The sequence below is a fragment of the Nocardia sp. XZ_19_385 genome (genome assembly GCF_015355755.1).
In the GTDB taxonomy this organism is placed as follows: domain Bacteria; phylum Actinomycetota; class Actinomycetes; order Mycobacteriales; family Mycobacteriaceae; genus Nocardia.
The window spans coordinates 434,128-458,858 of the sequence record NZ_JACVEE010000004.1; the positions used below are offsets into that span (position 1 = coordinate 434,128).

Annotated in this window: 18 protein-coding genes; 8 read left to right on the forward strand and 10 right to left on the reverse strand. The window is 64.1% G+C overall.

Annotated features, from left to right (window positions below; all coding sequences use genetic code 11):
• Positions 1-225: 225 nt before the first annotated feature.
• From IBX22_RS30965 to IBX22_RS30980, 4 genes are all read left to right on the forward strand, one after another.
• Positions 226-3,240 carry a bifunctional [glutamine synthetase] adenylyltransferase/[glutamine synthetase]-adenylyl-L-tyrosine phosphorylase gene (locus IBX22_RS30965; RefSeq protein WP_194819289.1) on the forward strand — a complete coding sequence of 1,005 codons (3,015 nt, stop codon included), beginning with the start codon at positions 226-228 and terminating at the stop codon, positions 3,238-3,240.
• 521 nt (positions 3,241-3,761) lie between these two features.
• Positions 3,762-4,370 carry a uridine kinase gene (locus IBX22_RS30970; protein ID WP_194819290.1) on the forward strand — a complete coding sequence of 203 codons (609 nt, stop codon included), beginning with the start codon at positions 3,762-3,764 and terminating at the stop codon, positions 4,368-4,370.
• A 67-nt stretch (positions 4,371-4,437) separates the two neighbouring features.
• Positions 4,438-5,382, forward strand: a complete 945-nt coding sequence (locus IBX22_RS30975) for an endonuclease/exonuclease/phosphatase family protein (protein WP_194819291.1) — start codon at positions 4,438-4,440, stop codon at positions 5,380-5,382.
• A gap of 184 nt (positions 5,383-5,566) precedes the next feature.
• A complete protein-coding gene (locus IBX22_RS30980) occupies positions 5,567-7,006 on the forward strand; it encodes a metallopeptidase (RefSeq protein ID WP_194819292.1) in 1,440 nt (479 codons plus the stop codon).
• A gap of 1 nt (position 7,007) precedes the next feature.
• On the opposite strand, the gene IBX22_RS30985 is transcribed toward IBX22_RS30980, so the two are convergent.
• The 7 genes from IBX22_RS30985 to IBX22_RS31010 all read right to left on the reverse strand — a co-directional run bounded on the left by IBX22_RS30985 (position 7,008) and on the right by IBX22_RS31010 (position 15,202).
• The gene (locus tag IBX22_RS30985; protein WP_194819293.1) at positions 7,008-7,469 is read right to left on the reverse strand and encodes a hypothetical protein; all 462 of its coding nucleotides are present in this window, start codon (positions 7,467-7,469) and stop codon (positions 7,008-7,010) included.
• Positions 7,462-7,917, reverse strand: coding sequence for a 6,7-dimethyl-8-ribityllumazine synthase (locus tag IBX22_RS30990; RefSeq protein WP_194819294.1), 456 nt, complete (start codon positions 7,915-7,917; stop codon positions 7,462-7,464). Before IBX22_RS30990 ends, IBX22_RS30985 begins: the two co-directional genes overlap by 8 nt.
• A 9-nt stretch (positions 7,918-7,926) precedes the next feature.
• Positions 7,927-8,766, reverse strand: a complete 840-nt coding sequence (locus tag IBX22_RS30995; protein WP_194819295.1) for an alpha/beta hydrolase — start codon at positions 8,764-8,766, stop codon at positions 7,927-7,929.
• A gap of 249 nt (positions 8,767-9,015) precedes the next feature.
• Positions 9,016-9,150: a hypothetical protein gene (locus IBX22_RS38045; RefSeq protein WP_255526519.1), complete on the reverse strand. Its 135-nt coding sequence runs from the start codon at positions 9,148-9,150 to the stop codon at positions 9,016-9,018.
• A 548-nt stretch (positions 9,151-9,698) separates the two neighbouring features.
• Entirely contained in the window at positions 9,699-11,657 is a 1,959-nt protein-coding gene (locus IBX22_RS31000) for a M20/M25/M40 family metallo-hydrolase (RefSeq protein ID WP_228539776.1), read from the reverse strand.
• 498 nt (positions 11,658-12,155) lie between these two features.
• Complete coding sequence (locus IBX22_RS31005; protein ID WP_194819535.1) at positions 12,156-13,802, reverse strand: CocE/NonD family hydrolase; 1,647 nt, start codon at positions 13,800-13,802, stop codon at positions 12,156-12,158.
• 869 nt (positions 13,803-14,671) lie between these two features.
• On the reverse strand, positions 14,672-15,202 hold the full coding sequence (locus IBX22_RS31010) for a DUF6886 family protein (protein ID WP_194819296.1): 531 nt from the start codon (positions 15,200-15,202) through the stop codon (positions 14,672-14,674).
• A 474-nt stretch (positions 15,203-15,676) separates the two neighbouring features.
• Between IBX22_RS31010 and IBX22_RS31015 the strand changes: the two genes are divergently transcribed.
• Both IBX22_RS31015 and IBX22_RS31020 read left to right on the forward strand, forming a co-directional pair.
• Positions 15,677-16,114, forward strand: a complete 438-nt coding sequence (locus IBX22_RS31015) for a hypothetical protein (protein WP_194819297.1) — start codon at positions 15,677-15,679, stop codon at positions 16,112-16,114.
• A 57-nt stretch (positions 16,115-16,171) separates the two neighbouring features.
• The gene (locus IBX22_RS31020; RefSeq protein ID WP_194819298.1) at positions 16,172-18,631 is read left to right on the forward strand and encodes a serine/threonine-protein kinase; all 2,460 of its coding nucleotides are present in this window, start codon (positions 16,172-16,174) and stop codon (positions 18,629-18,631) included.
• A 63-nt stretch (positions 18,632-18,694) separates the two neighbouring features.
• On the opposite strand, the gene IBX22_RS31025 is transcribed toward IBX22_RS31020, so the two are convergent.
• Complete coding sequence (locus IBX22_RS31025; protein WP_194819299.1) at positions 18,695-19,576, reverse strand: tyrosine-protein phosphatase; 882 nt, start codon at positions 19,574-19,576, stop codon at positions 18,695-18,697.
• A gap of 707 nt (positions 19,577-20,283) precedes the next feature.
• Positions 20,284-21,579, reverse strand: a complete 1,296-nt coding sequence (locus tag IBX22_RS31030; RefSeq protein ID WP_194819300.1) for a hypothetical protein — start codon at positions 21,577-21,579, stop codon at positions 20,284-20,286.
• A gap of 351 nt (positions 21,580-21,930) precedes the next feature.
• On the opposite strand from IBX22_RS31030, the gene IBX22_RS31035 reads away from it, so the two are divergent.
• Positions 21,931-22,608, forward strand: coding sequence for a hypothetical protein (locus IBX22_RS31035; RefSeq protein WP_194819301.1), 678 nt, complete (start codon positions 21,931-21,933; stop codon positions 22,606-22,608).
• Between the two features lie 107 nt (positions 22,609-22,715).
• On the opposite strand, the gene IBX22_RS31040 is transcribed toward IBX22_RS31035, so the two are convergent.
• Complete coding sequence (locus IBX22_RS31040) at positions 22,716-24,179, reverse strand: PIN domain-containing protein (protein ID WP_194819302.1); 1,464 nt, start codon at positions 24,177-24,179, stop codon at positions 22,716-22,718.
• 393 nt (positions 24,180-24,572) lie between these two features.
• Between IBX22_RS31040 and IBX22_RS31045 the strand changes: the two genes are divergently transcribed.
• Positions 24,573-24,716, forward strand: coding sequence for a hypothetical protein (locus IBX22_RS31045; protein ID WP_194819303.1), 144 nt, complete (start codon positions 24,573-24,575; stop codon positions 24,714-24,716).
• Positions 24,717-24,731 lie beyond the last annotated feature (15 nt).

Below are 24,731 nucleotides of genomic sequence, written 5' to 3' on the forward strand. Positions count from 1 at the left end.
TGTTCGCGGCCCATTATGTCTCGCTTCCGAACGGCCGAGACTCGCGCCTGCGGCGCATGCGCTTCGGCCGCTCGGAAGCGAGACGGGCCGCGAACGGTCGGTCGCAAGACTCCCTCCGTCGGGGCCGAGTTGTGCGCCGGAAGCTCGGTCCTAGGTACGTACCGTTTGCGTGTCTTTCCGTGCCCTGTGCGGGAAAGCGTTGTTCAGGCAACTAAGTTGGGAGCTATGGTTCGGCCCCCAACTGCGCGCTCAGCTGTTCCCGGTGTCGGCCGGCTCGGGTTGCTCGAGCCGAACGCCGCCCAGTCGTTGCGCGAGCTGGCTTGGGACAATGTCGACAGCATTCCGGTGCTGTGGGCGCTGTCGCGGGCGCCCGACGCGGATCTGGCGCTGAGCACGCTGATCCGGTTGCGGGAGGCCCTCGGTGCGGCTTGGGGCGAACTGGATTCGGTGCTGCGGGCCGATGCGTCGTTGCGTGGCAGGCTGTTCGCGCTGATCGGGTCGTCGAGCGCGTTCGCCGATCATCTGGTGGCCGAGCCGTTGGCGTGGAAGTTGTTGCAGCGCAAGGACTTGCCGGATCGGGCCGAGCTGATCGCGGATCTGCTCGACGCGGTGCAGGCGGTGCCCGAAGCGGGCCCCAACGCGAGCCCGATGCTGTATCGGGCCGGGATTTCCGGGCCGGAGACGGTGTCGCTGCTGCGCCGGCGCTATCGCGATCAGCTCATGTTCCTCGCCGCGCTGGACCTCGCGGCCACCGTGGAGAACGAGCGGGTGCTGCCGTATCAGGTGGTGGGCAAACACCTCACGGCGCTGGCCGACGCGGCGTTGACCGCGGCGCTGTCGGTCGCGGTGGCGCGAGTCTGCAAGGACGGGCCGTGCCCGGTGCGGCTGGCCGTGATCGCCATGGGCAAGAGCGGCGCCTGCGAACTCAACTATGTCAGCGATGTCGACGTCGTGTTCGTCGCCGAACCCGCCGACGCCACCGCCACCCGGCTGGCCGCGGAGATGATGAGTGTCGGCAGTCAGGCCTTCTTCGAGGTCGACGCGGCGCTGCGGCCGGAAGGCAAAGCGGGCGCGCTGGTTCGGACGCTGGAATCGCATATCGCGTATTACAAGCGCTGGGCGCGGACCTGGGAATTCCAGGCGCTGCTGAAGAACCGGCCGATGACCGGCGACCTGGAGCTCGGGCAGGCCTACCGCGACGCGCTGATGCCGATGGTCTGGACCGCTTCCGAGCGTGAGGATTTCGTCGCCGACGTGCAGGCGATGCGCCGGCGGGTGGAAGATCTGGTGCCCGCGGATCTGCGGGAGCGGGAACTCAAACTCGGGCACGGCAGTCTGCGCGACGTCGAATTCGCGGTTCAGCTCCTGCAATTGGTGCACGGGCGGGTCGACGACACGCTGCACGTGCAGGGGACCGTCGAGGCGTTGACGGCGCTGGCGGCCGGTGGATACGTCGGCCGCGACGATGCCGCGAATCTCACTGCCTCCTATGAGTTCTTGCGGCTGCTCGAGCACCGGCTGCAGTTGCAGCGCTTGAAGCGCACGCACACGCTGCCCGCCGCCGACGACGAGGAAGGCATGCGCTGGCTGGCGCGTTCCGCGCATATCCGGCCGGATGGCAGGCAGGACGCGGTCGGCGTGCTCGGCGCCGAGATTCGCCGGAACGCGGTGCGGGTCAGGCGATTACACGCCAAGTTGTTCTACCGCCCGCTGCTGGAATCGGTGGTGCGACTGGAATCGGACGCCCTGCGGTTGAGTCCGAGCGCGGCTATCCGTCAGCTCAAAGCGCTCGGCTACACCTCACCGGAACATGCTCTCGGACATCTGAAAGCGCTCACCGGCGGGGTGTCGCGTAAAGGCCGCATCCAGGCGCTGCTGTTGCCGACGCTGCTCGAATGGCTTGGGGAGACACCGAATCCCGACGCGGGTCTGCTCGCCTACCGCCGGGTGTCGGAAGGGCTGGACGACCAGATCTGGTTCCTGCGCGAACTGCGTGACGAAGGTGCGATCGCGCAGCGGCTGATGATCGTGCTCGGTTCCTCGGAGTACCTGCCCGACCTGCTGATCAACGCGCCCGACACGATCCGCATGTACGCCGACGGACCGAGCGGACCACTGCTGCTGAGCCAGCAGCCCGAAGACGTCGCGCGCGGCATCCTGACCGCCGCCGCCCGCTACGACGATGCGAAACGCGCTGTCGCAGCGGCCCGTTCGCTGCGCCGGCATGAACTGGCGCGCGTCGCCTCGGCCGATCTGCTCGGCATGCTCGACGTGCAGCAGGTGTGCCGGGCACTGTCGGCGGTGTGGGTCGCGACGCTGGAAGCCGCACTGCTGGCGGTCGTCCGGGCCAGCGAAGCCGAACGCGGCGAACCCGCACCAGCCGACCTCGCGGTGATCGGCATGGGCCGCCTCGGCGGCATGGAACTCGGCTACGGCTCCGACGCCGACGTGCTGTTCGTCTGCGAACCGCGTCCCGGTATCGACGAGACCAAAGCGGTGAAGTGGTCCATCTCGGTGGCCGAGAAGGTGCAGCGCCTGCTCGGCGCGCCGAGCACCGACCCGCCGCTGCAGGTCGACGCGGGCCTGCGCCCGGAAGGCCGAAACGGCGCCCTGGTTCGCACTCTCGCCGCCTACGCGGCCTACTACGAACAGTGGGCGCAGCCGTGGGAGATGCAGGCCCTGCTGCGCGCCCATCAGGTCGCCGGTGACGAAGCGCTCGGCGTGCGGTTCCTGCGCACCATCGACAAGACCCGCTACCCGGCGGGCGGTGTCTCCCCGGAAGCGGTCCGCGAAATCCGCCGCATCAAGGCCCGGGTCGACTCCGAACGACTCCCGCGCGGCGCGAACCCGGCCACGCACACCAAACTCGGCCGCGGCGGCCTCGCCGACATCGAGTGGACCGTGCAGCTGCTGCAACTCCGGCATGCCCACGAGATTCCGGGCCTGCACAACACGTCCACGCTGGAATGTCTCGACGTCATCGAGGAAGCCAAACTTCTGGAGCCCACGGATGTGGCGCTGCTGCGCGACGCCTGGCTGACTGCCACCAAGGCCCGCAACGCCTTGGTATTGGTTCGCGGCAAGCCAACCGACCAACTCCCGGGCCCGGGCCGCCTGCTCTCCGCTGTCGCGCGCGTTGCCGGCTGGCCCAATGACGACGGCAGCGAATTCCTCGACAACTACATGCGCATCACGCGCCGCGCGAAAGCGGTGGTGGAGCGCGTCTTCGGTGGTAACTAGCGGGCGTTGCTCTTTCGACGCGGCTGTTGTGGACGCCAGGCAATCGCCTGAACGATGTGCGAGGCCGAGCCTGTGCGGTGCCCGGCTTCACAGCCCACCTTCGCCTTTGCCGACCCGATGGCGGCGCGAACACCGATGGATAGACGAACATGGCCGGTCTCGGCTGCGGTGGTGACCGCTGACTCAGCGGGGTCGGCGGGGGCCGCGTCGCACGAGAATGGCGGGTGACCTCAGGCCGCGGATTCCCGGTCCAGCGGGGCGGGTAGGTCGTATTCGATTTCGGCGATGCGGCGGCCGATGGCGGCGGATTCCACCGGTGATTTGGTCCTCATGCATGGCTCAGGCCGACAGCGCGGTGCCCCAAGCCCGGGTTGGTGGTTCGCACTTCGGTCGGGAGGCTGGTGGGGTGCGCAGCGACACGCAGGGGTGTGCGGCAGGGGCTCCCGGGTGCGGGCGGTTTCGGTGGGATTGGGTCGCGTCGTGGTTCCGTCATTCGGATCGGCGCACTTAGAGTGGCCGGTATGGATCCCCTCCTACCCAAGGAAAATGCCGATCTGAGTGAGCTCGCGCAGACGTTGCGGGCGCTGCCGCCGTCGTGTGGGCGCGTCAGATTGGTTGGGGTGGACGGGCATGCGGGCTCGGGGAAGAGCACTTTCGCCGGGCAGCTGTCCGAGGCGCTCGGGGGTGCGCCGGTGTTGAAGCTGGATGACCTGGCTACCCACAGCGAGTTCTTCCAGTGGACCGACCGGCTGCGGGAGCAGATCCTGGTGCCGTTCAGGTGGGGACACACGGCTTTCTACCGGGCTTATGACTGGGAGCGTTGTGAGTTCGGAGGTGAGCGGGCGTTGCTGGCGGAGCCGGTGGTGCTGCTCGAGGGGGTCGGGGCGGGGCGGCGGACAGTGCGGCCGCACCTTGCGCGGCTGTTGTGGATGGAGTGCGAGGCCGAGGAAGCCTGGGAGCGTGGGCGTCAGCGGGATGGAGCCGCGCTGTCGTCCTTCTGGGATGAGTGGACGGCCGAGGAGCGTGCGCACTTCGCGGAGGATCCTTCGCGTCCACACGCGGATCTGCTTGTGCTGCAACAGCCCTCAGGCTATTCCGTGGTGCCGGGCCCGCGGACGACCGCGTCCTGAGAGCGTCTACACCGAATCTTCACAAGCGGCTCGCGTCGGGTCCATACGGGCCGCATAGGGTCAGTACATGCGTAAATGGTTGGACCGGGCACTGCTCGGGTTGGGGTGGGCCGCTGTGCTCGCAGGGATCGCCGGGGTCGTGCTGCATTTGGGGACGTGGCAGTGGGAGCTGTTCGTGCTCGGTGCTTCGGGGGCGTCGTATCTGATGATCGGCGCGCTGGTGGGTCTGGTGCTGGTGTTGATCGCGCGGGGGTGGCGCAGTGCGGCGTTCGCGGGAGTTGTTGTGGCGGTGGCGTTGTGGACGCAGTTGCCGATCTTCGTGCCGAACGGGCATGCCGCCACCGGACCGAAAGTGACTGTGCTGCAGTCGAATATTCTGTTCGGTGGCGCAGATGTGGGCGCGGTGGTGCGGACCGTCCGCGAAGAAAACGTGGACTTGCTGACCGTCGACGAGCTGACCCAGGAGTCGATCGATCGGTTCGCGGCGGCGGGGATCAGCGCGGAACTGCCGCACCAGTTCCTGATTCCCGGCCTCGGCGGGGGCGGCACCGGTATCTACAGCCGGTATCCGCTGCGGGACACCAAAAGGTTCGACGGATTCCAGATCAACAATCTCGGCGCGACCATGGAGCATCCGGAGCGCGGCGACATCGCGGTGTTCGCCCTGCACCCGATCCCGCCGAACCTGAACTTCGCCGCATGGAGCTGGGAGATGCCGCGCATCCGCGAAATCCTGGACGCCCAAACAGGTCCCGCGATCGTCGGCGCGGATTTCAACGCCACCCGCGACCACGCGGCCTTCCGTGACCTGATCGCCGGCCGGTTCGACTCGGCCGCCGACCTGGTCGGCGCGGGCCCGATGCTCACCTGGCCGGACAGCAGAAGCTGGGGCCCGGTCCTGGGCATCGACCACATCCTGGTCGCCGACGGCACCGCCGAAGACCTCCAATCCCTCTCCATCCCGGGCTCCGACCACCGCGCCCTCCTGGCCCACCTCCGCATGAACTCCTAACCAAGATCAACAGGACCTGAGGGCGGCGGCTTGTCGGCCGATGCCGCCCTCAGGGCCTGTTGATCTTGAATTCGGGCTGGGGTGAATTGTGATACGCGCGTTGAGGTTCCGGCGATTACGATGAGAACGCTCGGCGGGTGGCCCGGGAAATGGCTCTGCGGTGTAACCGGGGAGGAACTTCAGAATGAGACGATGGCGTTTCGGCGTGGTCGCGGTGGTGCTCGCGGTGGGGGCCGCACTGTCCGGGTGCGCGGAGATAGCGAATAGTACTGCGGGGAAGCCGGTTACAGACCCGGACAATCCGTGGGTGCTGGCCGGAGCGGCGAAGGCGGAGGGTCCGAGCGGCCCGCGCAAGAGTGTGCCGGACACGCCGCTGACAGCGGAGAACGGTGACGGGGGAGCGGTCGACAAACTCGCCCTCAACGCCATCGCCGATATCGAGGTTTTCTGGAAAACCGAATACAGCAAGACATTTCCGGGTGCCTTCGAACCGGTCAGCAAATACATTTCCTGGGATGCCCGGACCGGCAGGGAAAGTTCGGTCAGCTTCTGTAAATCCTCCACCTATCAGTTGGTGAACGCGGCCTACTGCAGCCTCGACCACACCATCGGCTGGGACCGCGGCGTGCTGTTCCCGCTGCTGGAGAAGCGGTACAACTCGTTGGCCGTGGTCATGGTGCTGGCGCACGAGTACGGGCACGCCATTCAGGGGCAAGCCAAGATCGCGGGCTTCTTCACCGACGCCCTGGTGCAGGAACAGCAGGCCGACTGCCTGGCCGGTGTCTTCCTGCGCCATGTGGCCGAAGGGGATTCGCCGCATTTCACGATGAACCTGACGGACGGGCTCGACGGCGTGCTCGGCGCCACCATCGCGGTGCGCGACACCGATCCGAGCAACAAGAAGAACGTGCACGGGTCCGCGTTCGAGCGGGTGACCGCGGTGCAGCTCGGTTACACCGACGGCGCGAGCGCGTGCAAGCAGATCAACCGGTTCGAGCTGAACAAGCGGCGCGGCAACCTGCCCACCACCTTCGAGAGCGAAGACGAAGAGCAGCGGCAACTTCCGATCGACAAGGAGTCGCTGGCCAGTGTCGCGCAGGCCCTGTCCAAGGCCTTCCCGGTGGCGCAGGCGCCGACCTTCGATTACCAGGGCGTGGTACGCGACTGCGCGAATGTCACTGCCACGGAGCCGGTTTCGTACTGCCCGAGTTCGAACAAGATCGGAACGAATGTCACCGCGTTGGCCGAACGTGGTGAGACGGAGTACGAGGAGGACGTATTGTCCGCAGACGTGGACGGCGACTACAACGCCTTCATCGTCTTCATCTCGCGCTACATGCTTGCCGTGCAACAGGATCGGAAGCTCACCCTCGCCGGTGCGGAAACCGCCGGCCTCCGCACCGTCTGTCTGAGCGGCGCATTCACCACGAAACTCAGTGCGCCGAACAGTAATCCGCGCCTGTCGGCCAAGGATCTCGACGAAGCGGTGTCGGGCCTGCTGGCCGACGGGCTCGCGGCGGCCGATGTGGACGGCAAGATCGTCAAGAGTGGCTACCAGCGGCTGGAGGCCTTCCGGCACGGGGTGCTCGACGGGGAGCAGGCCTGTCTGACGAAGTTCAAATAAGCTACCGCCGGTTTCGTACCGACCGCAGCAGGGTCCGAAGCAAGTGGACCACCGTCAATACCGAAACCAGGCCCAGCCCGCCGCCGATGAGCAGAAACATCAGCCCGACGGCCCACAGCCCGGTGGAGTCTTGTGATGCGTCGCTTGCCCATGGCACGGCGAAGCCGACCACCGCGACCGCCGCCACCACCGGGATGGTCGTGGGGCGCCGCAAGTACAGGAACGCCACGATGCTGGCGACGACAATGCAAGCGCCGCAACCGATTACCTGCTCGGGGCGGTATGGGCCCTGGGCGACGCCGTCGACCTCGTAATACTCCTGGTCCCAGCCGAGCCAGACCGCCCACATGCCGGCGCAGAACACCCCCAGCGCTGTCAGGACCGCGATCCTGCGCCAACCGGTGTCCGGTGGTGCTGACCTCGCCCGATGTTCGGAACTCCGATCGGGCTCGGTGTCAGTCAACCGCGGCGGGCAAGCTGCGCAACGAGTTCAGGGTGGTCGCCAGTGCGCGAGCCGCTTCTGCGCCCTTCGTCACGAAATGCTCGGTGTAGTAGTTCACGTGCTCGCTGTGCTCGTGGAAGTGGTGCGGCGTGAGCACCACCGAGAACACCGGCACATCGGAGTCGAGCTGCACCCGCATCAGACCATCGATCACCGCGGTCGCGACGAAATCGTGCCGGTAGATGCCGCCGTCGACGACCAGCGCCGAAGCCACGATCGCCGAGTAGCGGCCGGACTGCGCCAGCCGCTTGGCATGCAGCGGGATCTCGAAGGCCCCCGGCACCTCGAACACGTCGATGGTGGCCGGGTCGAAGCCGAGATCGCGGTATTCGGCGGTGAAGCCCTCGACAGCTTTGCCGACGATGGAGCTGTGCCACATGGCGCGGATGAAGGCGACCTTGTTGTTCATGACCGGAGTCTACTGCTGAGTAACATGAGCCTGCAGCCACTCCACGACATCGCCGAGCACCTTGTCCTGCTCGGGCTCGTTGAACACCTCGTGGTAGAGGCCGTCGTAGCGCAGCACCGTCAGGTCCTTGGTGGCGGCGCCGCGCTCGATCAGGTCCGAACTCGACGGTGCGGCCAAAGCGTCGGCGGTGCCGTGCAGCACCAGCATCGGCACGGTCAGCTTGTCCAGGCGGGCCTTGACGATGTCGGTGGCCTGCAGAATTTCCGTGGCCGTGCGGGCCGGAAGCTTGCCGCGATACACCAGCGGGTCGGCGTCATAAGCCGCGACCACGGCCGGATCGCGGCTGATCATCGACGAATCCAGCGTCAGCACACCGAGATTCGGCGTCAACCTGCTCAACACCGGGGCGACCAGCTTCTGCAGCGGGTTGCCGACCGGAATGTCCAGCGGCGGCGCCGACACCACGATCCCGTCCACCTTCAACGGCGCGCGAGTCGCCAGGTACAGCACGATCAGGCTGCCCATCGAATGCCCGAGCAGAAACCGCGGCACCCCCGGCTGTTCCCGGCTCGCGAGCTCGAGCATGCCCTCGACATTGTCGGCCGACCCCGACATCGACCCGATATTCGCCTTCCCACCCTCGGACTTCCCATGCCCCACATGGTCCAGCGCATACACCGCGAACCCGGCATCCGCCAGCCGCGTCCCGACATGGACATACCGCCCCGAATGCTCCGCGATCCCGTGCACCAGCACGACCACCGCCCGCGTCTCCCCATCCGGAAGCCAAGCGCGCCAAGCAATCCGACTGCCAACGCCCTCGAAACTGCCATCCTCGGTGCGGGTCACATGCGCTCCTTACAGAAAGTCCTCAACGGGTGCCTGCCCTGCACCCTGCCCACCAAACTAGCGGCTCAGCCCAGGTCGCTGCCGCAAAACTGGCACTCGACACGGAACCTACCCGCCCGCCCATCCCCCCGCACCCGCCGCCACAAGATCAACAGGACCTGGTGGCGGCATCGGCCGAGAGGCCTCCGCCCTGGGTGCCTGATGATCTTGTTCAGAACGCGTGGGTCCACCGCCGAGGTGACATCCGCGTCAGAGATCAACCTGTGCCGCGATCTCCAGATCACCTGGAATTGCCGGCTGCATCGCCGGGTCGCCCGCCGCGAACGCCCAGTGATCCAGAAAGTCGCAGTGCCCCTGGGCCACACCCGCACCATCCACTTCCATTCGCATTCATGGTCACCGCTGGTCGAGCTGGCTGGTTCCACAAGATCATCAGGAGTTTATGGCGGCATCGATCGAGAGGCCTCCGCCCTCAGTGCCTGATGATCTTGTTCAGGACGCGTGGGTCAACCGCCGAGGTGACATCCGCGTCAGAGGTCGACCTGTGCCGCGATCTCCAGATCACCTGGAATTGCCGGCTGCATCGCCGGGTCGCCCCGCCGCCAACTCCTAGTGATCTAGAAAGTCGCTGTGCCCCTGGGCCACACCCGCACCAACCACTTCCACCCGCATTCATGGTCACCGCTGGTTGAATTGGCTGGTTCCACAAGATCATCAGGCGGTGCTGGCGGTATCGGCCGAGTGGGATCGCCATGAATGCCTGGTGATCTTGTAGGCCGCGGTGCTCCTCGGGTCGTGCTCGGGCCAACCACTTTCGCTCGATGCCGGTAGGGCTGGCCAGTGCACAAAGTTGTCCGGAACTGGTGGCGATATCGATCGAGAGGCCGCCGCCGCCAGTTCCGGATGATCGCGAAGCGCGTTCGGTCGAAGTCTTACGGCGCGCTGGTGCCCCGGGCGAGTTCGGTGATGAGGAGGCGGTTGAACTCGATGAGGCGGGCGTAGTTCAGCCGGGAGATGCGCTCGTCGGTGCCGTGGATTGACTCGATATCCGCCTGGGTGAGCATGATCGGGGCGAAGTTGCAGCGGGTGACGGCGAGATCGTCGTAGTGGCGGGAGTCGGTGGCGCCGGGGACGAGGCCGGTGGTGACCGCGATGCCTGGGACGACGGTTTGTGCGATTCGGGCGATGAGGTCGAAGGCGGGGCCGACGTGAGGGTTGGGTGAGGGTTCGGAGGCGGTGCCGATTATCTCGATGTGAACGCCCTTGTCGCGCACTACTTTCCGGCAATGTTCCAGTACCTTGGCGACCGAATCCCCTGGCAGGATGCGGAAATTCACCAGCGCCTCGGCCCGCTGCGGCAGGACATTCGCTTTGACGCCGCCGCGGATGACGGTCGGTGCGGTGGTGGTGCGCACCAGTGCTTCGGTCGTGGGGCTGGCGGCCATGATCCGAGTGATCAACGGCGCGACAACACTTTTCCCGGACAGTTTGAGCAGGCTGCGGCGTGGTTCTGCCATCGTGTGCCGCAAACGATCCAGCATGTCGGCGATCACCGGGATCAGGCGCATCGGCATCGGATGATCCTGCAATCGGGCCACCGCACGGGCCAGGCGGCCCACTGCGGTCTGGCGTCCCGGCATCGAGGAATGCCCACCTATCTCCTGCACCGAAAGCCGAACGGTGGCATAGCCTTTCTCGCCAACCATGATCGTCGCCACGGGGACGTCCACGCCATCGGCCACACCCTGGGTGATCACCCCGCCCTCGTCGAGCAACAGAGCGGCGCGAACTTTCCGATCGCGCAAGTGCTGTGCCATCAGCACCGCTCCGCGATCGCCGAACACTTCCTCGTCATGCCCGAAAGCCAAGTAGATGGTGTGCTTCGGCCGCACGCCCGCGGTCAGCGCCGCCTCCACCCCCTCCAGGATCGCCATCACCCGGCTCTTGTCATCGATAGCCCCACGGCCCCAAACGAATTCGTCGTCGACAACACCGGCGAACGGGGGATGAGTCCACCGCTCCGCATCATCCACCGGCACCACATCTTGATGCGCCAACAGAACCGCCGCGACCTTCTCGGGTTCCGCCCCCACCCATCGATAGAGCCTGCTGCGTCCGAACCGCTCCAGCTCCAGCTCGGCGTGCACGCGCGGAAACGACCGCTCCAAATGTTCAGCGAGCTTCACGAATTCGGCGTCGGATCCAGCGGTGTCGGACGTTCCGGTGACGCTACCGATATCAAGGGTGGCCCTGGTCGCCCCGGTCTGGCTGGTCGCGCCGGTCTGGCTGGTCTGGCTGGTTGTGCCGGTTTCGCTGGTCTGGCTGGTTGTGCCGGTCTGGCTGGTCTGGCTGCTCGTGCCGGTTTCTCTGGTCTGGCTGGTTGTGCCGGTCTGGCTGGTCTGGCTGCTCGTCCCGGTTTCGCTGGTCTGGCTGCTCGTCCCGGTCTGGCTGGTCTCGCTGCTCGCCCCAGTCTCGCCGGGATCCCGGGTATCGGCGGGCACTGCGGCAACGGTCGATGTCGGGGCGGCCTCGTCCGCACTGCCATCAAGAGTGGCGTTGCTGCCCGCGATGGTCCCCTCGGCCGCTTCGGCGACGAGCGATGTCGGATCGGCTACATCCTCGCCGACCCCGCGCGGTTCGATGCTGCCGCCCGAGCCGGGGCCGATGACAGCGCTGGAATTGTCCGTCGAATCTGCTCCCGCCGGGGCGGTGCTGAATCCGCTTCCACTCCAACCTGCGCCGATGTCGTCGGTGAGATTGGAGCTGGACCCAATCCCGTCGCTGGAAATAGTGACGCACCGTATCGCGACGGCGAGCCGCTCCGCGACCACGTCGTCGACCGGCGTCACCGGGTGGACCAGCGCCGGCTCGATCCTGGGCCGGCTGATCATCGCGGACCCATTCCTGGCAGCGTCACAGACATCCCTGCATTCTTCAACACCCGAGTCCCGTCGAGCACATTCCGCCGAACATCACCCTGTCCGCCTCGGGCCGAGGCCGCCCTGTGCGTCTCAGGCCGAGGCCACCCCGCGTGCCGTGGGTGGTGGGCACTGTGTCTGGCCTGGGTCGTGGCCACCCTGTCGGCCGTGGACCCAGGCCACCCTGAGGCATGGCCGCCAACGGCACATCGGCCGTCCTGCCGCCAACGGGCACCAACCTCCGATAGGGATATTGCTGTGGACGACTGCATTAACCCGAGTCGGTTACCACGAATGGTGCCGCGGCGCCCGCGATCACCGTCCGCTGCGGCGGATGACTGCGGGCCGACCCGCGCAGCCAGATCTTCACCTCGTCATAACGGCCCGAGGCTGACACGGCCGTGGGCAGGCATCCAGTGCGAGATCTCATGATCGCCGTAGTCGCGGAGACCACGGCGTCGCGGAAGTCGCTCAGCGCACGGCAGTTTCGTTCGGCAGATTCATGTGCATCGTGGCTCGGCCCACCTGCTCGGGCGTGAGGCCGATGACCTTTTCGTTGCGCCACTTCCCGTGAGCTTCGCTTCCCCCACCCGTCAGATCCGGCTGCCGCGGTTGGGTCAACAGCGGCACGTCGAGACGGGCGGCTGTCACCGTGACCTGGGCGTTCGAGGGCGCATGCGACCACACGTCGTCCACCACGTCGGTGATCCGCACGCCGAGGCGATGTCCGGCCAGCAGCGGCCAGTCCTGCCCGAGCAGACGGATGTCGGTGGTCTCGGCGACCGGAGCGATTCCGCGGGTGATGACGGTGGCGCGATTGTCCGGCCCGATGTCGAAGAGCTCGACCGCGGCAGTGGCCGACGCGGGGCCGGTCAGGCGCAGCGATGCGGTGGCGACGCCGGACAGATGTGTCGTCTGGGTGAAAGGTTCTGAGATGGACCAGATTTCACGATCAGCGCCGGGAATGAACCCGCGATCGGTGTAACTGCCGGTGCGTAGGTTCACCGCGAACTTGCGGGAATCCACTGGCGGCCAAGCTGTTTCGGATCGCCATCCTCCGTCGAATTGCCCGACCGTCACTCGCGGCCCGGGAATCTGCACGTCCCGCCCGGCTACATGCTTGTCGAAGAACGCGATCATTTCCGCATCGAATTGCGGTGTCCCGCACTTGGTATGGCAGTCGCTGTGTCCCCACTGCCCGAACCAGGCGCGGTGATCACCGGATCCGAGCCCGTTCCACAGGTCGAAGACGCGGTCGGCCCGGGTGTTGTAGTCGAGGAACCCTTGCCCGAGGAACAGCGGAATTGTGTTGCCCCGCACGCCTTCCACGAGGTCGCGGGCCCGCCAGTCCGGGTTGGCGGCATTGTGATCACCGGTCAGCGCCAGGTACTGCTCGCTGCACGGCACCGTCATCGCGACGGCATTGGCCTGGTATTCGGGGGAGTCGTCCGGCCGCCCGGGCGTGGAGGCGATCAGCAGATGCTCCTCGCCGACCTGATCGGCGGGCCGAATCCCGCTCTCGGTCACCGGTTTTCCGGAGAACTTCCACGACACACCCTGCATGTACAGGTACGAATAGGGATCCACCACCGGCGCGAACGCCAGCACCGCCGCTAGCCCCTTCGGCTTCGCGGTCAACCCGAGCAGCCCGGTCCACGCCTCATAGGAAACCCCGGCCATCCCGACCTTGCCGGTCGACCAAGGCTGGTTCGCCACCCACTCGACCGCCGTCACCACATCCGATCGTTCCCCCGGCCCGCCGTAATCCGGGCACCCATTCGACCCACCGAACCCGCGCAAATCCACGATCACATACGTGTAGCCCGCCCGCAGCGCCAGCTCCACCGGCAAATTATCGGTCGACGGCCCCCCTTCGAACCGCGGCGCACTGATGAACGCGGTATGCGACCGATACGGACTGACCGTCAAAATCACCGGCGTCCGAACATCATCTGCGATCCCCTCAGGCCGCAAAATATCCGCATGCAGCCGAGTCCCATCCGGCGCATCGATATAGGTCTGCCGCCACTGATACCCCACCCCCAACGGCTCCGCCACCGTCACCGGCGCGAGCACCCCCAACACCAACGCCACCCCGGCCAAAACCCGAACCACCATGCTCACCCCAGGACTATCGCCTGTACACCCCCACCTGGTACAGCCCCCGGAACCAGGGGATACGAAGATCACCCGGAATGAGGGAGCGCGAAGATCGCCCGTGACTGGTGGCACACAGCACACGCCGATCCCGACTGCGGTTTCGCCCGGTCATGAACCGTTCCGGCACTCGCCGACCGCCAGCCCTTCAAGAGTGCCGGCCAGGTCACGGCGGCTTGTCGCCGGAAGTCACCGCAAATTCCTGATGACCTTGCAGACTCCGCCAACCTTGTCTGGGACACGGACGTGCGTTCCGCAGTGAACCCGCGCACCAGCATTCGAGATCACCGGGCACTGGTGAGTATGCGCCGCCCACATCACCCCGGCACGCGCCTAACCTCTGCAACCAGGGGTGTTGGGAGCCCGTCCATTTGCCAGGTCTGGCCTGGAGTTCATGGCGCAATGCCGCGCGCATCCGATCCACATCGGCTAGGACGCGGGCATCGGCGGCGGTCAGTCGGGCGTTGGAAACACAGGCCTGTTACCCGTCGCGCAGCGGGACGCGAACGATCCGCGATTGTGCACCCGGCCGAGCCGCGTCGGCCTCTGCTCGGCGGATGCCGTCCTGAGCTCATGTCGATCTTGGGCCGCCGTTCCGGGGCGCAGTACCTCGGCAGCTGAGCCCCGCTGAGGCCGAACCGGATCTTCAAGATCATCAGGCACTGCTGGCGCCGACTTCCTGGCCGATTCCGCCGACAACTCCTGATGATCTTCGGGGCCGCAGTTCGTGATCTAGCGCTGGCCAAGAGCGCAAGTTCCGAGGTTCATCAGGGGTTAGCGTGGGGCTTAGCGCCTGATACGCCCTCGCCTCCTGGGAGCTCTCGGCCTGGTTACGGCCGGGGCCGTGCTTGGCGCATACGGATCCCGCTGAAACCGAGGGAACTTGCGGTCACGGCGTCCCAGAACGGCCACAGGTTGGGGAGAACTCGGAGTTGGATTCCTGCTTGTTCGTGCAGGTGAACTAGATCGCCGACGGGTTCGGGTGGTCCGAGTGGATCGACAGGATCGGTCGACACCATGGCGTACGGCTCCGGTTCGCCGATCGGCTGAAAGCCGTGGGCGGGCAGGCGATACGCGAACAACGCAACCGACTGGAGTGCGTCCAGCCCGGAGTATTCGATCGCGTGCACCCGATCCCCGCCGCCTGGCCCCAGGATTCGCTCGCGATCACCCGGCACCGTCGTGGGCGTACTCCAGGCCATCGCCCGAGGGCAGTTGCGCGGAAACCAGTAGCTCGGTGCGTTTCGCACGTCGACGGCCCAGACATATGGCCCGGGCCTACCTGCATTCTTTTGCGGAACAAAGCGTTCGATCGACGGATCCTCAGAGAAATGCAGCACTTGGCCCGGTTCTGGATACATGTCCTCGTCCTACCAGCGCGCGAAAGAGGGTCGACTCGAGGTCATCAGGCACTGATGCCCGGGCTGTTCGGCAAATGCCGCCCGCAGTTCCCTCTCGGCCTCCGCTGCGAGTTCGAGGAACTGCTGAAACTGCTCGACCCCGAAGTGGTCCTCCGAGTGGGCGCACCGGGCTGTGGCGTCGGGCGCGGACAGTGCTGCGGGCCTGCGAGCTGTGGCCCAGATATTCACCGCGGGTCGACGAAACGCCCAGGGTGGTATTCGATTTCACCGTCCGGTACGGCCGCAATATCACCATCGATCTGCCCGCCGACCCGGAAGTGCTCCAGCATCTGGAGGTCGTGCACCAGGAGTGATTGCCCACCGGTATAACTGTCGCGAACGGACCGGTCTCCCAACAAGATTGGACTGGTGTCTCAGGCACGTCGGCGTATGATCGGGCCAGTGCGGATACCCGGGGGAAGAATGAGTGAGCCGGTGACCACGGATTGGGAAGAATTCGTGCAGGCACTGGCGCAATGTCTTTCCGAGCTGCCGTCGCGAGCCACGTTGATCATCGCGGCGCCTGGCAACCGTTACGTCCAGTTCGTGCAGTACGACATCAAACTCTCCGCCGAGCTGGCGGGCAATCAGTATCTGGCCCAGCCTATTTCGCTCGACGCCGCCGAAACGCTGCGCGACATGGGCTGGCAGGAGCCCATCCAGCGCCGCGAGATCGACAACTGGCAGCGCATCCTGTTCTGGCCGCTGTCCTGGAACGGGCTGGTCGAATTCGCTCGCTCGGTCGCCTTCGGCTTGCACGACGCGCTCGGCGTCAACACCCCGGACGACCTGCGCGCCATGGGCTGGACCGAAGCCTCCGGTGATCTGGATCTCACCGTCCTCGGTTCCATGGCCCGCCGCAACAGCAACTGAACCGGCCCGTACCCTCGCCGATCGTAGCTATCATTCGGCAGACGATCGGGAGGTCTGATGCTGGACAGGGGAGATGTCTTCGCCGGCTACCGGATCGAAGGCACACTCGGGCGCGGCGGCATGGGTGCCGTCTACCTCGCCCGACGCTCAGGCATGCCCCGGCCCGTCGCGCTCAAGCTGCTCAACTCCGACGTCTCCGCCGATCCGGAAATCCGCGCCCGTTTCGAAGATGAGGCGGAAGTCGTTGCGCACCTGCACCATCCGGGAATCGTCGCGGTCTATGACAGCGGTATCGACGACGCCAGACTGTGGATGGCGATGCAGTACGTCGACGGCCGCGACGCCACCGTCGTCTCCCCGCACAGCCTGCCCCCGGACCGCGTCATCGCCTTGGTCGGCACCACCGCCGACGCCCTCGACTACGCCCACAACGCCGGTGTCCTGCACCGCGACGTGAAACCCGCAAACATCCTCCTGGCTCGCCCCACCCGCGCCCGCCGCGAAGCCGCCCTGCTCACCGACTTCGGCATCGCCCGCCTCCGCGAGGAACCCGGCCAGCCCACCCACACCGGAACCATCCTCGCCACCCTCGCCTACGCCGCACCCGAACAACTCCGCGGCCTCCCTCTCGACCACCGCTCGGACCAATATTCCTTGGCCTGCAGCCTCTTCCGCATGCTCACCGGCACCCTCCCGCACGCCGCCACCAACCCCGCCGCCATGATCAAAGGCCACCTCCACGACCCACCCCAACCCGTCGCCACCCTCCGCCCCGAACTCCCGAACACCTTGGACAAGGTCATGATCCGCGCCTTGGCCAAAGACCCCGCCGACCGCTACCCCACCTGCACCGAATTCATCGACGCCGTCCGCCAAGCCTTCACCGGCCCCACGACCCACGTATTCGCCTCGCGCACAACTCGTCCCGACCACCGGCCCCGCACCCCGGATCCCGCAGCCTCTTCCCCCGCCCGGGGCGAATCACCCAGCCAGCATTCACGCCTCGGGAAACTGCCCCTCAGCCCGCAGAACCGGGGCTCTGCGAAAGAGCCAGGCCCAGCGCAGGACCCGCAATTCGATGACGAGTCGCCGACGACGAGAATCCCAGCCCTCGCCGCATATCTGACCCGTCCCGCGAAGTCGCCACCTGAGCCACAGCAGACGACGAAGTCGAGCCATCCGGACGAGCCACCGCCGGTCGATGAGATTCGTTCAGCGAAAGCTCCAGTCTCAGTAGCGGATCCGCGCTTCGGGGACGAATCGCCCACGACAAGAATCCCGATTGTCGCTAACCAGCCGGTTTTCGCAGTCATCCCGATGCCGATCGAGCAGCACTTGGCCATGGGACAGCAAGCAGAAGACTCCCCGATAGGGGAGGTGCTTACAGCGGAGCCGACGTCTGACGCCGAAACCTCAGTTCGCGCCACGTTTCTGACCGACGACACGACGTTGCGGCCCACTGCGGAACAGCAGACGACAGCGGAGCCGAGCCAGCCAGCCGAGCTGCTGTTCGAGGAGGATTCTTCAGCGGAAAACTCAGTCCCGGTGGTGGATTCGCATATGGGGGACGAGTCACCTACCACGAGAATCCCGATCGCGGTCGAACAGTCTGCGTCTACGCCGGTGTCCGATGAGGAACAGCTGACCGCTGCGGAACCGTGCCTGCCAGGCGACGGCCAGCAACTGCAAAACTCTCACATCGGTGACGACTTGCCCAGCGCGGAGCATCCATTCGATGCCGACGATTCCGGTCCGCCGGCTTCGGTCACGCCGACGCCGACCGAGCAGCAGGAAGCCCTGAGGCACCCTGCAGAAGATTCGCCTCTGCTGGCGGAGTCTCTCTCCGCCGGGCCGACGCCTGCCGGGCCGACGCCTGCCGAGATGTCGGCTGCCGGGCCGACGCCTGCCGAGATGTCGCCTGCCGGGCCGACGCCCGCCGAGATGTCGCCTGCCGGGCCGACGCCCGCCGAGATGTCGCCCGCCGGGCCGACGCCCGCCGAGATGTCGCCCGCCTACAAAGTCCCGCCCGCCGCGTACCTGACGTGCCCTGCGGAGTCTTTTGCCTCCGAGGACCAGGAGCCGGATTCTCTCGGCCTGCTGGATAGGCAGGGGCGGTCGCTCGATGCGTCGCGTCCCGTAGACGGTTCGCAGTCACCCACAGCTGAGTCTCCGCTAACTGCAGATGATCTGGCATCTGTGGACGAGCTGGAATCCCAGGGAGCGCCGGAAGGGCAATCTGAGGTCCCAAATCCTGCGGCTCAGCTCGACAGCAGCCTGCCGGGAGTTACGCCCCTCGAACCAAAGTTGTCGCTTCTGGAGGAGCGGAAACCGGTGGGCGTCAGAGCCACCTGGATGGAAATCGCGCCGAATGTGTTCCTCTCCGAAGAGATCCCACATGCGGAGGCTCCGCGGCCGTCGTCGCATCGCCGCCCGGTGACGGCTGACAAGGCGCGCCTGGGCTACATCCTGATGGCGCTCGCCGCACTTCTGCTCGTACTGATCGTCATCTTCGGGTAGTCCGGACACAGGGCTCGGCCCCTCCCGAGGGGTTGGAGGGGCCGAGTTGGGTTGCGGGAGTTGTCAGCTGACGAGGTTACGGCGCAGCTTGAGGATGGTGCCGGGGTCCAGGCCCAGGCCTTGGGTGAGGAACTTGCCGAGATCGCCGTACTTGGTTTCCATTTCGCGGACGGCGGTGTCGAGGTAGGCGTCGCGGACTTCCTGCAGCGGGATGAGCAGGTCCGGGTTCTGCATGTATCCGGCCTGTTTCACCTGCTCGCGGAGTTTGGCGTCAGCGGCGGCACGGTACTGGTTGGACAGCAGATAGTCCTGGCGCGCAGTGCGTTCCGGGACGCCGACCGCGCGCAGCAGCACGTAGGTGAGCCAGCCGGTGCGGTCCTTGCCCGCGGTGCAGTGGTAGAGCGTCGGACGGTCGGTGTTTGCCAGATCGCGGATGGTCTGACCGAACGCGGCCCGCGAAGTGTCGCTGTTGATGAAGCTCTTGTACATCCCCGCCATGATCTGCTCGGCCTTGCCGCCGCCGAGCGCCGCCTCCTGCTTCACGGGGTCCCGCGACTGGATGAGTTGCAGCATGGTGACGAACATTCCGGTGTCGTCGATCGGCCGCGCCACCAGCGGCACCCCGCTCGGCAACTTGTCCGGTCCGCTGAACTGGATCTCGCCTTGGGTCCGGAAATCGGTGACCTGCTTCAGGTTGTACCCGGCCAGCACTTGGATGTCGGAGTCTGTCAGCTTCTCCAGCGAGTCCGCCCGAATAGCCTTCTTGGACTTCACTCGCGCACCGTCGTAGGTCCGATACCCGCCGATGTCACGAACATTGACCGCACCTTGCAGTTCGATCTTGGCCAGCGTCGTCACCTCCTCGTCGGCGGTGGCGGTCGGCGCCGACAAGAGCGCTAATGCGGTGAGCGGAGCGGCTAGCAAAGAAATTAGAGAAATCTTCATGGCGCGGGACGTTAGGAGCCCAAAGACTCGCCTGCCAGGGGTTCTCACTATTACGCCGCCGTAGCCCCGCTCACCGGAACCGACCAGCCGGTCACCGGGATGCCGTTGCCGCTCAACGAGATTCGCGCGTTTGGGCTACTGGACAGAAATTCCAGGCTTGATTAGACCATATCGGAATATGTCGGATCGGCAGTAATCACAACGATTGCGGGCCCGAAAACGCCCGAAGGCCCACCCGCGCAATGCGGATGGGCCTCCGGTGACGAACCGCGAAGCAGCCCTACGACTTAGACGTCGTAGTAGAGCTCGGACTACGACCTGGCTGTTTGTCAGCGTGGACCAGGTTGGCACGACGCATCTACCGGCGGAAACGGTGTTGGCGGTGGTGTGCCAGTCACGGCCGGGATCGGTACTGCTGCGTACTCGCTGCGTACTCGTCGCTGGAAGCCCGCGGCACATCGTCGGGGAGCGCACTGCCGACCAACCTGACCCCAGGTCTCGGGTGCGGCATTCCCACACGCCGCCCCCGATATTCAGTGGCTTACGGCGAGTGGACGACCAGGCCGCGTTCGGTGCGGCTCAGTACGTGTGATCTTAGATTGGTCCGGACCTACCATGTTGAGACGCCGATGAGATCGGATCGTGCTCCTGTTTGGTACCAGGGAGGCGCCTCAAGGGTTGAAACATCGGGTGGTTGGGAGCTCGAACTATGATTGCAGCTGCGAATCAGTAATAACCTCAGTTGCTAATGTTCTCACCAAATCAAGGTCAGGGCCAAGCGAGTCAGATTCAAGGCCTCTGGGCAGCAGAAATTTTAAGTTGTCATACTTGGGATCGTCCTTAGCGTGGACGATACGGTTGCGTAGCTGATAGACGCGATCTGCCACTTGGCGCACTAAAGGCTTACTCGCATTTTTCAAAATAATGTGCTCCACGCCGCTTATAGGGCCTCGCTTGCTGAAATGGTGCTCATATCCTTCGCGTTGGAAGAATTCAACTAGGTTGCCCTCACGCACTGCGTCTTCTAATAGCGTTGATATTTGCTCGCCCTCGGTGGCGCGCGAGCCACCTTCCGCAGCCGAAATTATCCGCATGATTCCCTTATCTGAGTCTTGGAATTGAGGATCCCTCAGTTCTCTTCTGATGCTCCGAATAGCATGCCGGCGGACAGCGTAGGGGAAGTAGAATTCGAGCACTTGATAGTAGGACAAGTATGCTAGTGAAGGATTGCTTACGGCCCTCTCTGCAGATGAATATATTTGAGCAACTTGTGGGTCTATCCGAGTCTTAGGAAATCGGACTTCTCCGACAGTTCCACCGAATTCACGTCTTCGTGTACTTGTAAGCTTGAGTGCAGGTACGGGCTCTAGGTATATCCCATTCCGCACGGACAATTCATACAGGAAGGAATCCGCTAGCGCTCTGATCTGTGCTTGTCTCTGCTGAGACTCCTCCTCTGCCAGGCCATCAATCTTCAGGGTAACCCCAAATCCGGAATAGTGTGTTATTCGAGGGATGGTCGCACTAGCGATACCGAAAAGTATGCCACACGGAGACGGTGGTGAGATTTCCAGGCAGATACCGGACTCTGGATCTCCGACATGGATGGGGTGGGGCACCATGCCATCGTCAGTGGCAAATACCTCCAGCGGAGAATCGTCATGAATGCAATCCCACGGCTCTTCGGTATGTTCAGTCGAGAACAGAACTGAAGGCGGAGTGTTCCTCAGGGGTCTAATGACTATCTCTGCGAGACCATCGGCATTGATGTATCCGCAGTATTCATTCAAAGGCGTAGGGTTCGAGCTCAACTGTCGGCGGAGAACGGGAATTCCTGAAATTGGTAGTCCGATATACCGGCGTCGTATTCTGCTGTCGATATCCACCTGGCGGCGAACGAAGAGGATCTCATCATGGGACGGACCGGCGACGAATCCACGGCCCTCGATTTCCGCAATGAATGGATCCGCCGTGATCGCTTTCGTTTTGTCGTTCTCCGTCAATCCGATCTCCTCATTAATCTATCCCATACTAGCTCTGAACTGAGCACCACGTTGCGTAAATCCTAGTCGTACGGTTCCAGAATCGCCGGCGAATAAACCAGCAGAGCAGACATCGGGATGCGCTAGCTGCGCTATCTCATGAGGGTTTTCGAGGTGCTGTCTGCTTGGTCCCCCAGGACTCACCCCCAGGCATTTCCGCACGTCGTGCGCAGTAGGCATGGTCGTGCTGCGATCGCACGAACTGGGATCGTCAGCGGAGTGCATCGCGTGTGGTCCCAACTTGGTCCCAAACACTCGGCCGCGAGGGCCGGCCGACCGCTTGCGGCTGGGTTGGCCAGCAGAATGATCCGAGTGCAGCTCGCGGTTCTCCGCGAGGAGACTGAGGAGGTAGCAATCGCCATCAACACGAGGTACCTCGATCTGTCCAACACGGTGGCCAACCACCCACCGGTGCGAGCCTGCCCTCAAGGCCAGGCTGCTTCCGAATTGATCGCCACGGGCGCCCATCACGTTGGTTTTGCCTTGATCGCAGTGGGATTGGCCGAATGGGGTGCGGAACCCACGGGACATGCAGAGATGCAGACCCGCCTGGCCAACCAGCAGTTCGATACCATGTCCTTGGCTCCTATCAGCTATGCAGCGGCCGCTGCGATGAGTTGCCTGGACGTCTGTGCCGCTGCGACGTACAGACTGTGTGTCGGGGCTCCAAACAGGGGGCATGAGCTGGATTTGCGGAGCCTCGAACAGGCTCAATGCCGCGGCAGGAGTCCCATTGCGCTTCCGCCGAATCTGGATGCATGGGTCAAACGGGTACTCGCGGATCCCGACTACTCAGAGATTGAGGCGGTGCGGCACCAGGTCGTGCACCGCCACATCGGGAGCACATCCATGGTTGGGGCCGCGCCTGGCCGAACAACATTCAGAGTCGGCAATGTATTGGTGACGCCTGAGTATGCTGCGAATACATTCACGCGGTTTGCTGAGCGCTACTACGAGAAGTTCATTGCCGCAGTGCTCGCGGACTTCTGACCCCCCGTCAGCGCCTGCACCGACCCTGCTCGCCGCACACGTCGGTCCCCATCTGGTACGCCATCTCATGAGGTTGGTGCCGCTGGCCGCGCAGGCAATGTGACCGTCTAACTCTCGTCACGGTCGCGCTCATCCGTGGGCGGCCTAAGCGAGACATAATCGAATGGGCGACCACGTGCACGATAGTGATTGATAATTCGTTGCTGCATCTTATGTTCCGCAGCGGAAAGGAGCTTAATATCCAGCAGATCCGACATATCGACAGGAGTGTCTGCATGTAGACCTTCGAGGAAGCGGAGAGCCGCAACAGCGAACTTTCGACTACGAAGCAGTTCTGAGTTTTGGTGCTCAATATCCGCCAGCAAAGATCGTAGTTCGAGGCCTCTGCACTCCAGTCTATGCAGCTCAGATCTAAGCTGTTCCCTCTTGGTTGTCGAGAGAATCCTCCCCTGGTCCAAGATGTCAAGGGTCAGACGATGGATGGCTGACTCTGCATCGGACAGGTCTTGAGCTGCCACAGACCGCCTGCTCGCAATACTATCTTGCTCAATGTCGATAGATTCCAATCGCGATCTGATGCTTAGCAAATCATCGACAATCGCTTTTTCTACGCCATAGACCCGCCTCGTCTGCGCGGTCTTCCGATTCGACTCCAGCGTGTTGATAGTCTCTTCTGAGATCTGGGCCTTCAAGAAGTTATTCGCATAGCGTAAGAATTGGTCGAGGGTTGTTTGATGAAAGGACTGCCCCGATCTTTCCAGCATCTCTGCGCGCATCTCCACGCGTGGACCGACGGTCTGGCCATTGATCCGACGATAGTAATCTTCTTTGACATCATTCGTAATGAAAAGGATTTTACGCTGAGAACTTTCGGCATGCTCAAGGAGTTCGAACCAGATCATGCAATCACCCACGGGATCATCTTTGCCGGAGTCCTTGTACCCGGGTGGCAACTTGGCCTCGATTCTCGCGCACGCATCGATTCGGCGCTGTTCTTCGATCGACGGATCGGGCCGAACGCCAACGCGATCCTTAGTCAGAATTCGATCAAGCGCCGCCCGGATGGGATCATTGGTTCTCGCTGTCGAGAAATCTATTGAATGGGCTTTACGGAGATTCTCGAACTCTTCGGTCATTTCTTCCCGGCGACGCTCAGCGACCGTTTCGATTTCGAGAATGGTTTTATCGAAACCATTCTCGATTGTCCGACGCAACTGTTTGTCGCGCAATCCGTTCATCGCCTGGTTGCGAAGGTCTCGCAATGAATCAACCGCAGCTTGTATAGTCTCTTTATACTTCTCGGTGCCGATGCTCCGCAACGCGTCATACGCATTATGTTGGGTCGCAGCAACACCTAACCGGTTTCTTTGATATTCAAGAGCTACTTGAAAGGGTATCCAGAGCCGGTTCGATACCTGATCCAAGACATGAAGAATCTGCTTTCGCTGACTATCGCTGACGCGATACATTGCGAGGAGGACATTGGCATCCAATGCGATCGTTGCATTCACAACAAAGTCGCGAATTTCGTCTTCGTCCGGGTCATACCATTCAGGGAGAATCGCTTTCAACGATCCGCCTCCTGTTTCAGTTTCACGCTGCGCACTGTCATGGCTAAGTCTGGCACTTCGGCTCACCCTGCCGCTAGCTCTTTTTGATCTCGTTGCCAAGTCCAGTCATACAGGCGCTGACGAAGCGCACCGCGGATCCAAACGAACGTCGCGTCGGCGGGTCGGCAGCACACCCGCGCTCGGCCTCGCTCATGGCCCATCCGGCTGGCTACCTCTCCCAATGACTGAGAAGCGCGGGGCTTTCGAGCGGAAGACGAAGTCCGGGTGCACAGTGGCCGGAGCCCACCTTGAGGGCGTGTCGGACCTGCGGGCTGCCGCCAAACCAGTAGGACAACCAGCGGCGACTCGGATCGCCTCGGGAACCCCCAGCCGGCAGGTCTCGTCGGAATCGATATGGATGACGATCCGATCGACCGCCAGGCCCTCCGCGAAGCCGGCTTGGATGCCGACGACCCCCAGGTTTGGGCTGGACAGCGCTGGATTCAAGATTTGTTGATCTGTCATGGCATCTGGTTGATGAACTGGGACGACCAATGACCTGCGGCGGTTGTG

Coding starts and splice junctions, on each gene's coding strand:
- IBX22_RS30965 (WP_194819289.1), top strand. CDS start 226: ATGGTTCGGCCCCCAACTGCGCGCTCAGCTGTTCCCGGTGTCGGCCGG.
- IBX22_RS30970 (WP_194819290.1), top strand. CDS start 3,762: ATGGATCCCCTCCTACCCAAGGAAAATGCCGATCTGAGTGAGCTCGCG.
- IBX22_RS30975 (WP_194819291.1), top strand. CDS start 4,438: ATGCGTAAATGGTTGGACCGGGCACTGCTCGGGTTGGGGTGGGCCGCT.
- IBX22_RS30980 (WP_194819292.1), top strand. CDS start 5,567: ATGAGACGATGGCGTTTCGGCGTGGTCGCGGTGGTGCTCGCGGTGGGG.
- IBX22_RS30990 (WP_194819294.1), bottom strand. CDS start 7,917: ATGAACAACAAGGTCGCCTTCATCCGCGCCATGTGGCACAGCTCCATC.
- IBX22_RS38045 (WP_255526519.1), bottom strand. CDS start 9,150: ATGGAAGTGGATGGTGCGGGTGTGGCCCAGGGGCACTGCGACTTTCTG.
- IBX22_RS31000 (WP_228539776.1), bottom strand. CDS start 11,657: ATGATCAGCCGGCCCAGGATCGAGCCGGCGCTGGTCCACCCGGTGACG.
- IBX22_RS31005 (WP_194819535.1), bottom strand. CDS start 13,802: ATGGTGGTTCGGGTTTTGGCCGGGGTGGCGTTGGTGTTGGGGGTGCTC.
- IBX22_RS31010 (WP_194819296.1), bottom strand. CDS start 15,202: ATGTATCCAGAACCGGGCCAAGTGCTGCATTTCTCTGAGGATCCGTCG.
- IBX22_RS31020 (WP_194819298.1), top strand. CDS start 16,172: ATGCTGGACAGGGGAGATGTCTTCGCCGGCTACCGGATCGAAGGCACA.
- IBX22_RS31025 (WP_194819299.1), bottom strand. CDS start 19,576: ATGAAGATTTCTCTAATTTCTTTGCTAGCCGCTCCGCTCACCGCATTA.
- IBX22_RS31045 (WP_194819303.1), top strand. CDS start 24,573: ATGGATGACGATCCGATCGACCGCCAGGCCCTCCGCGAAGCCGGCTTG.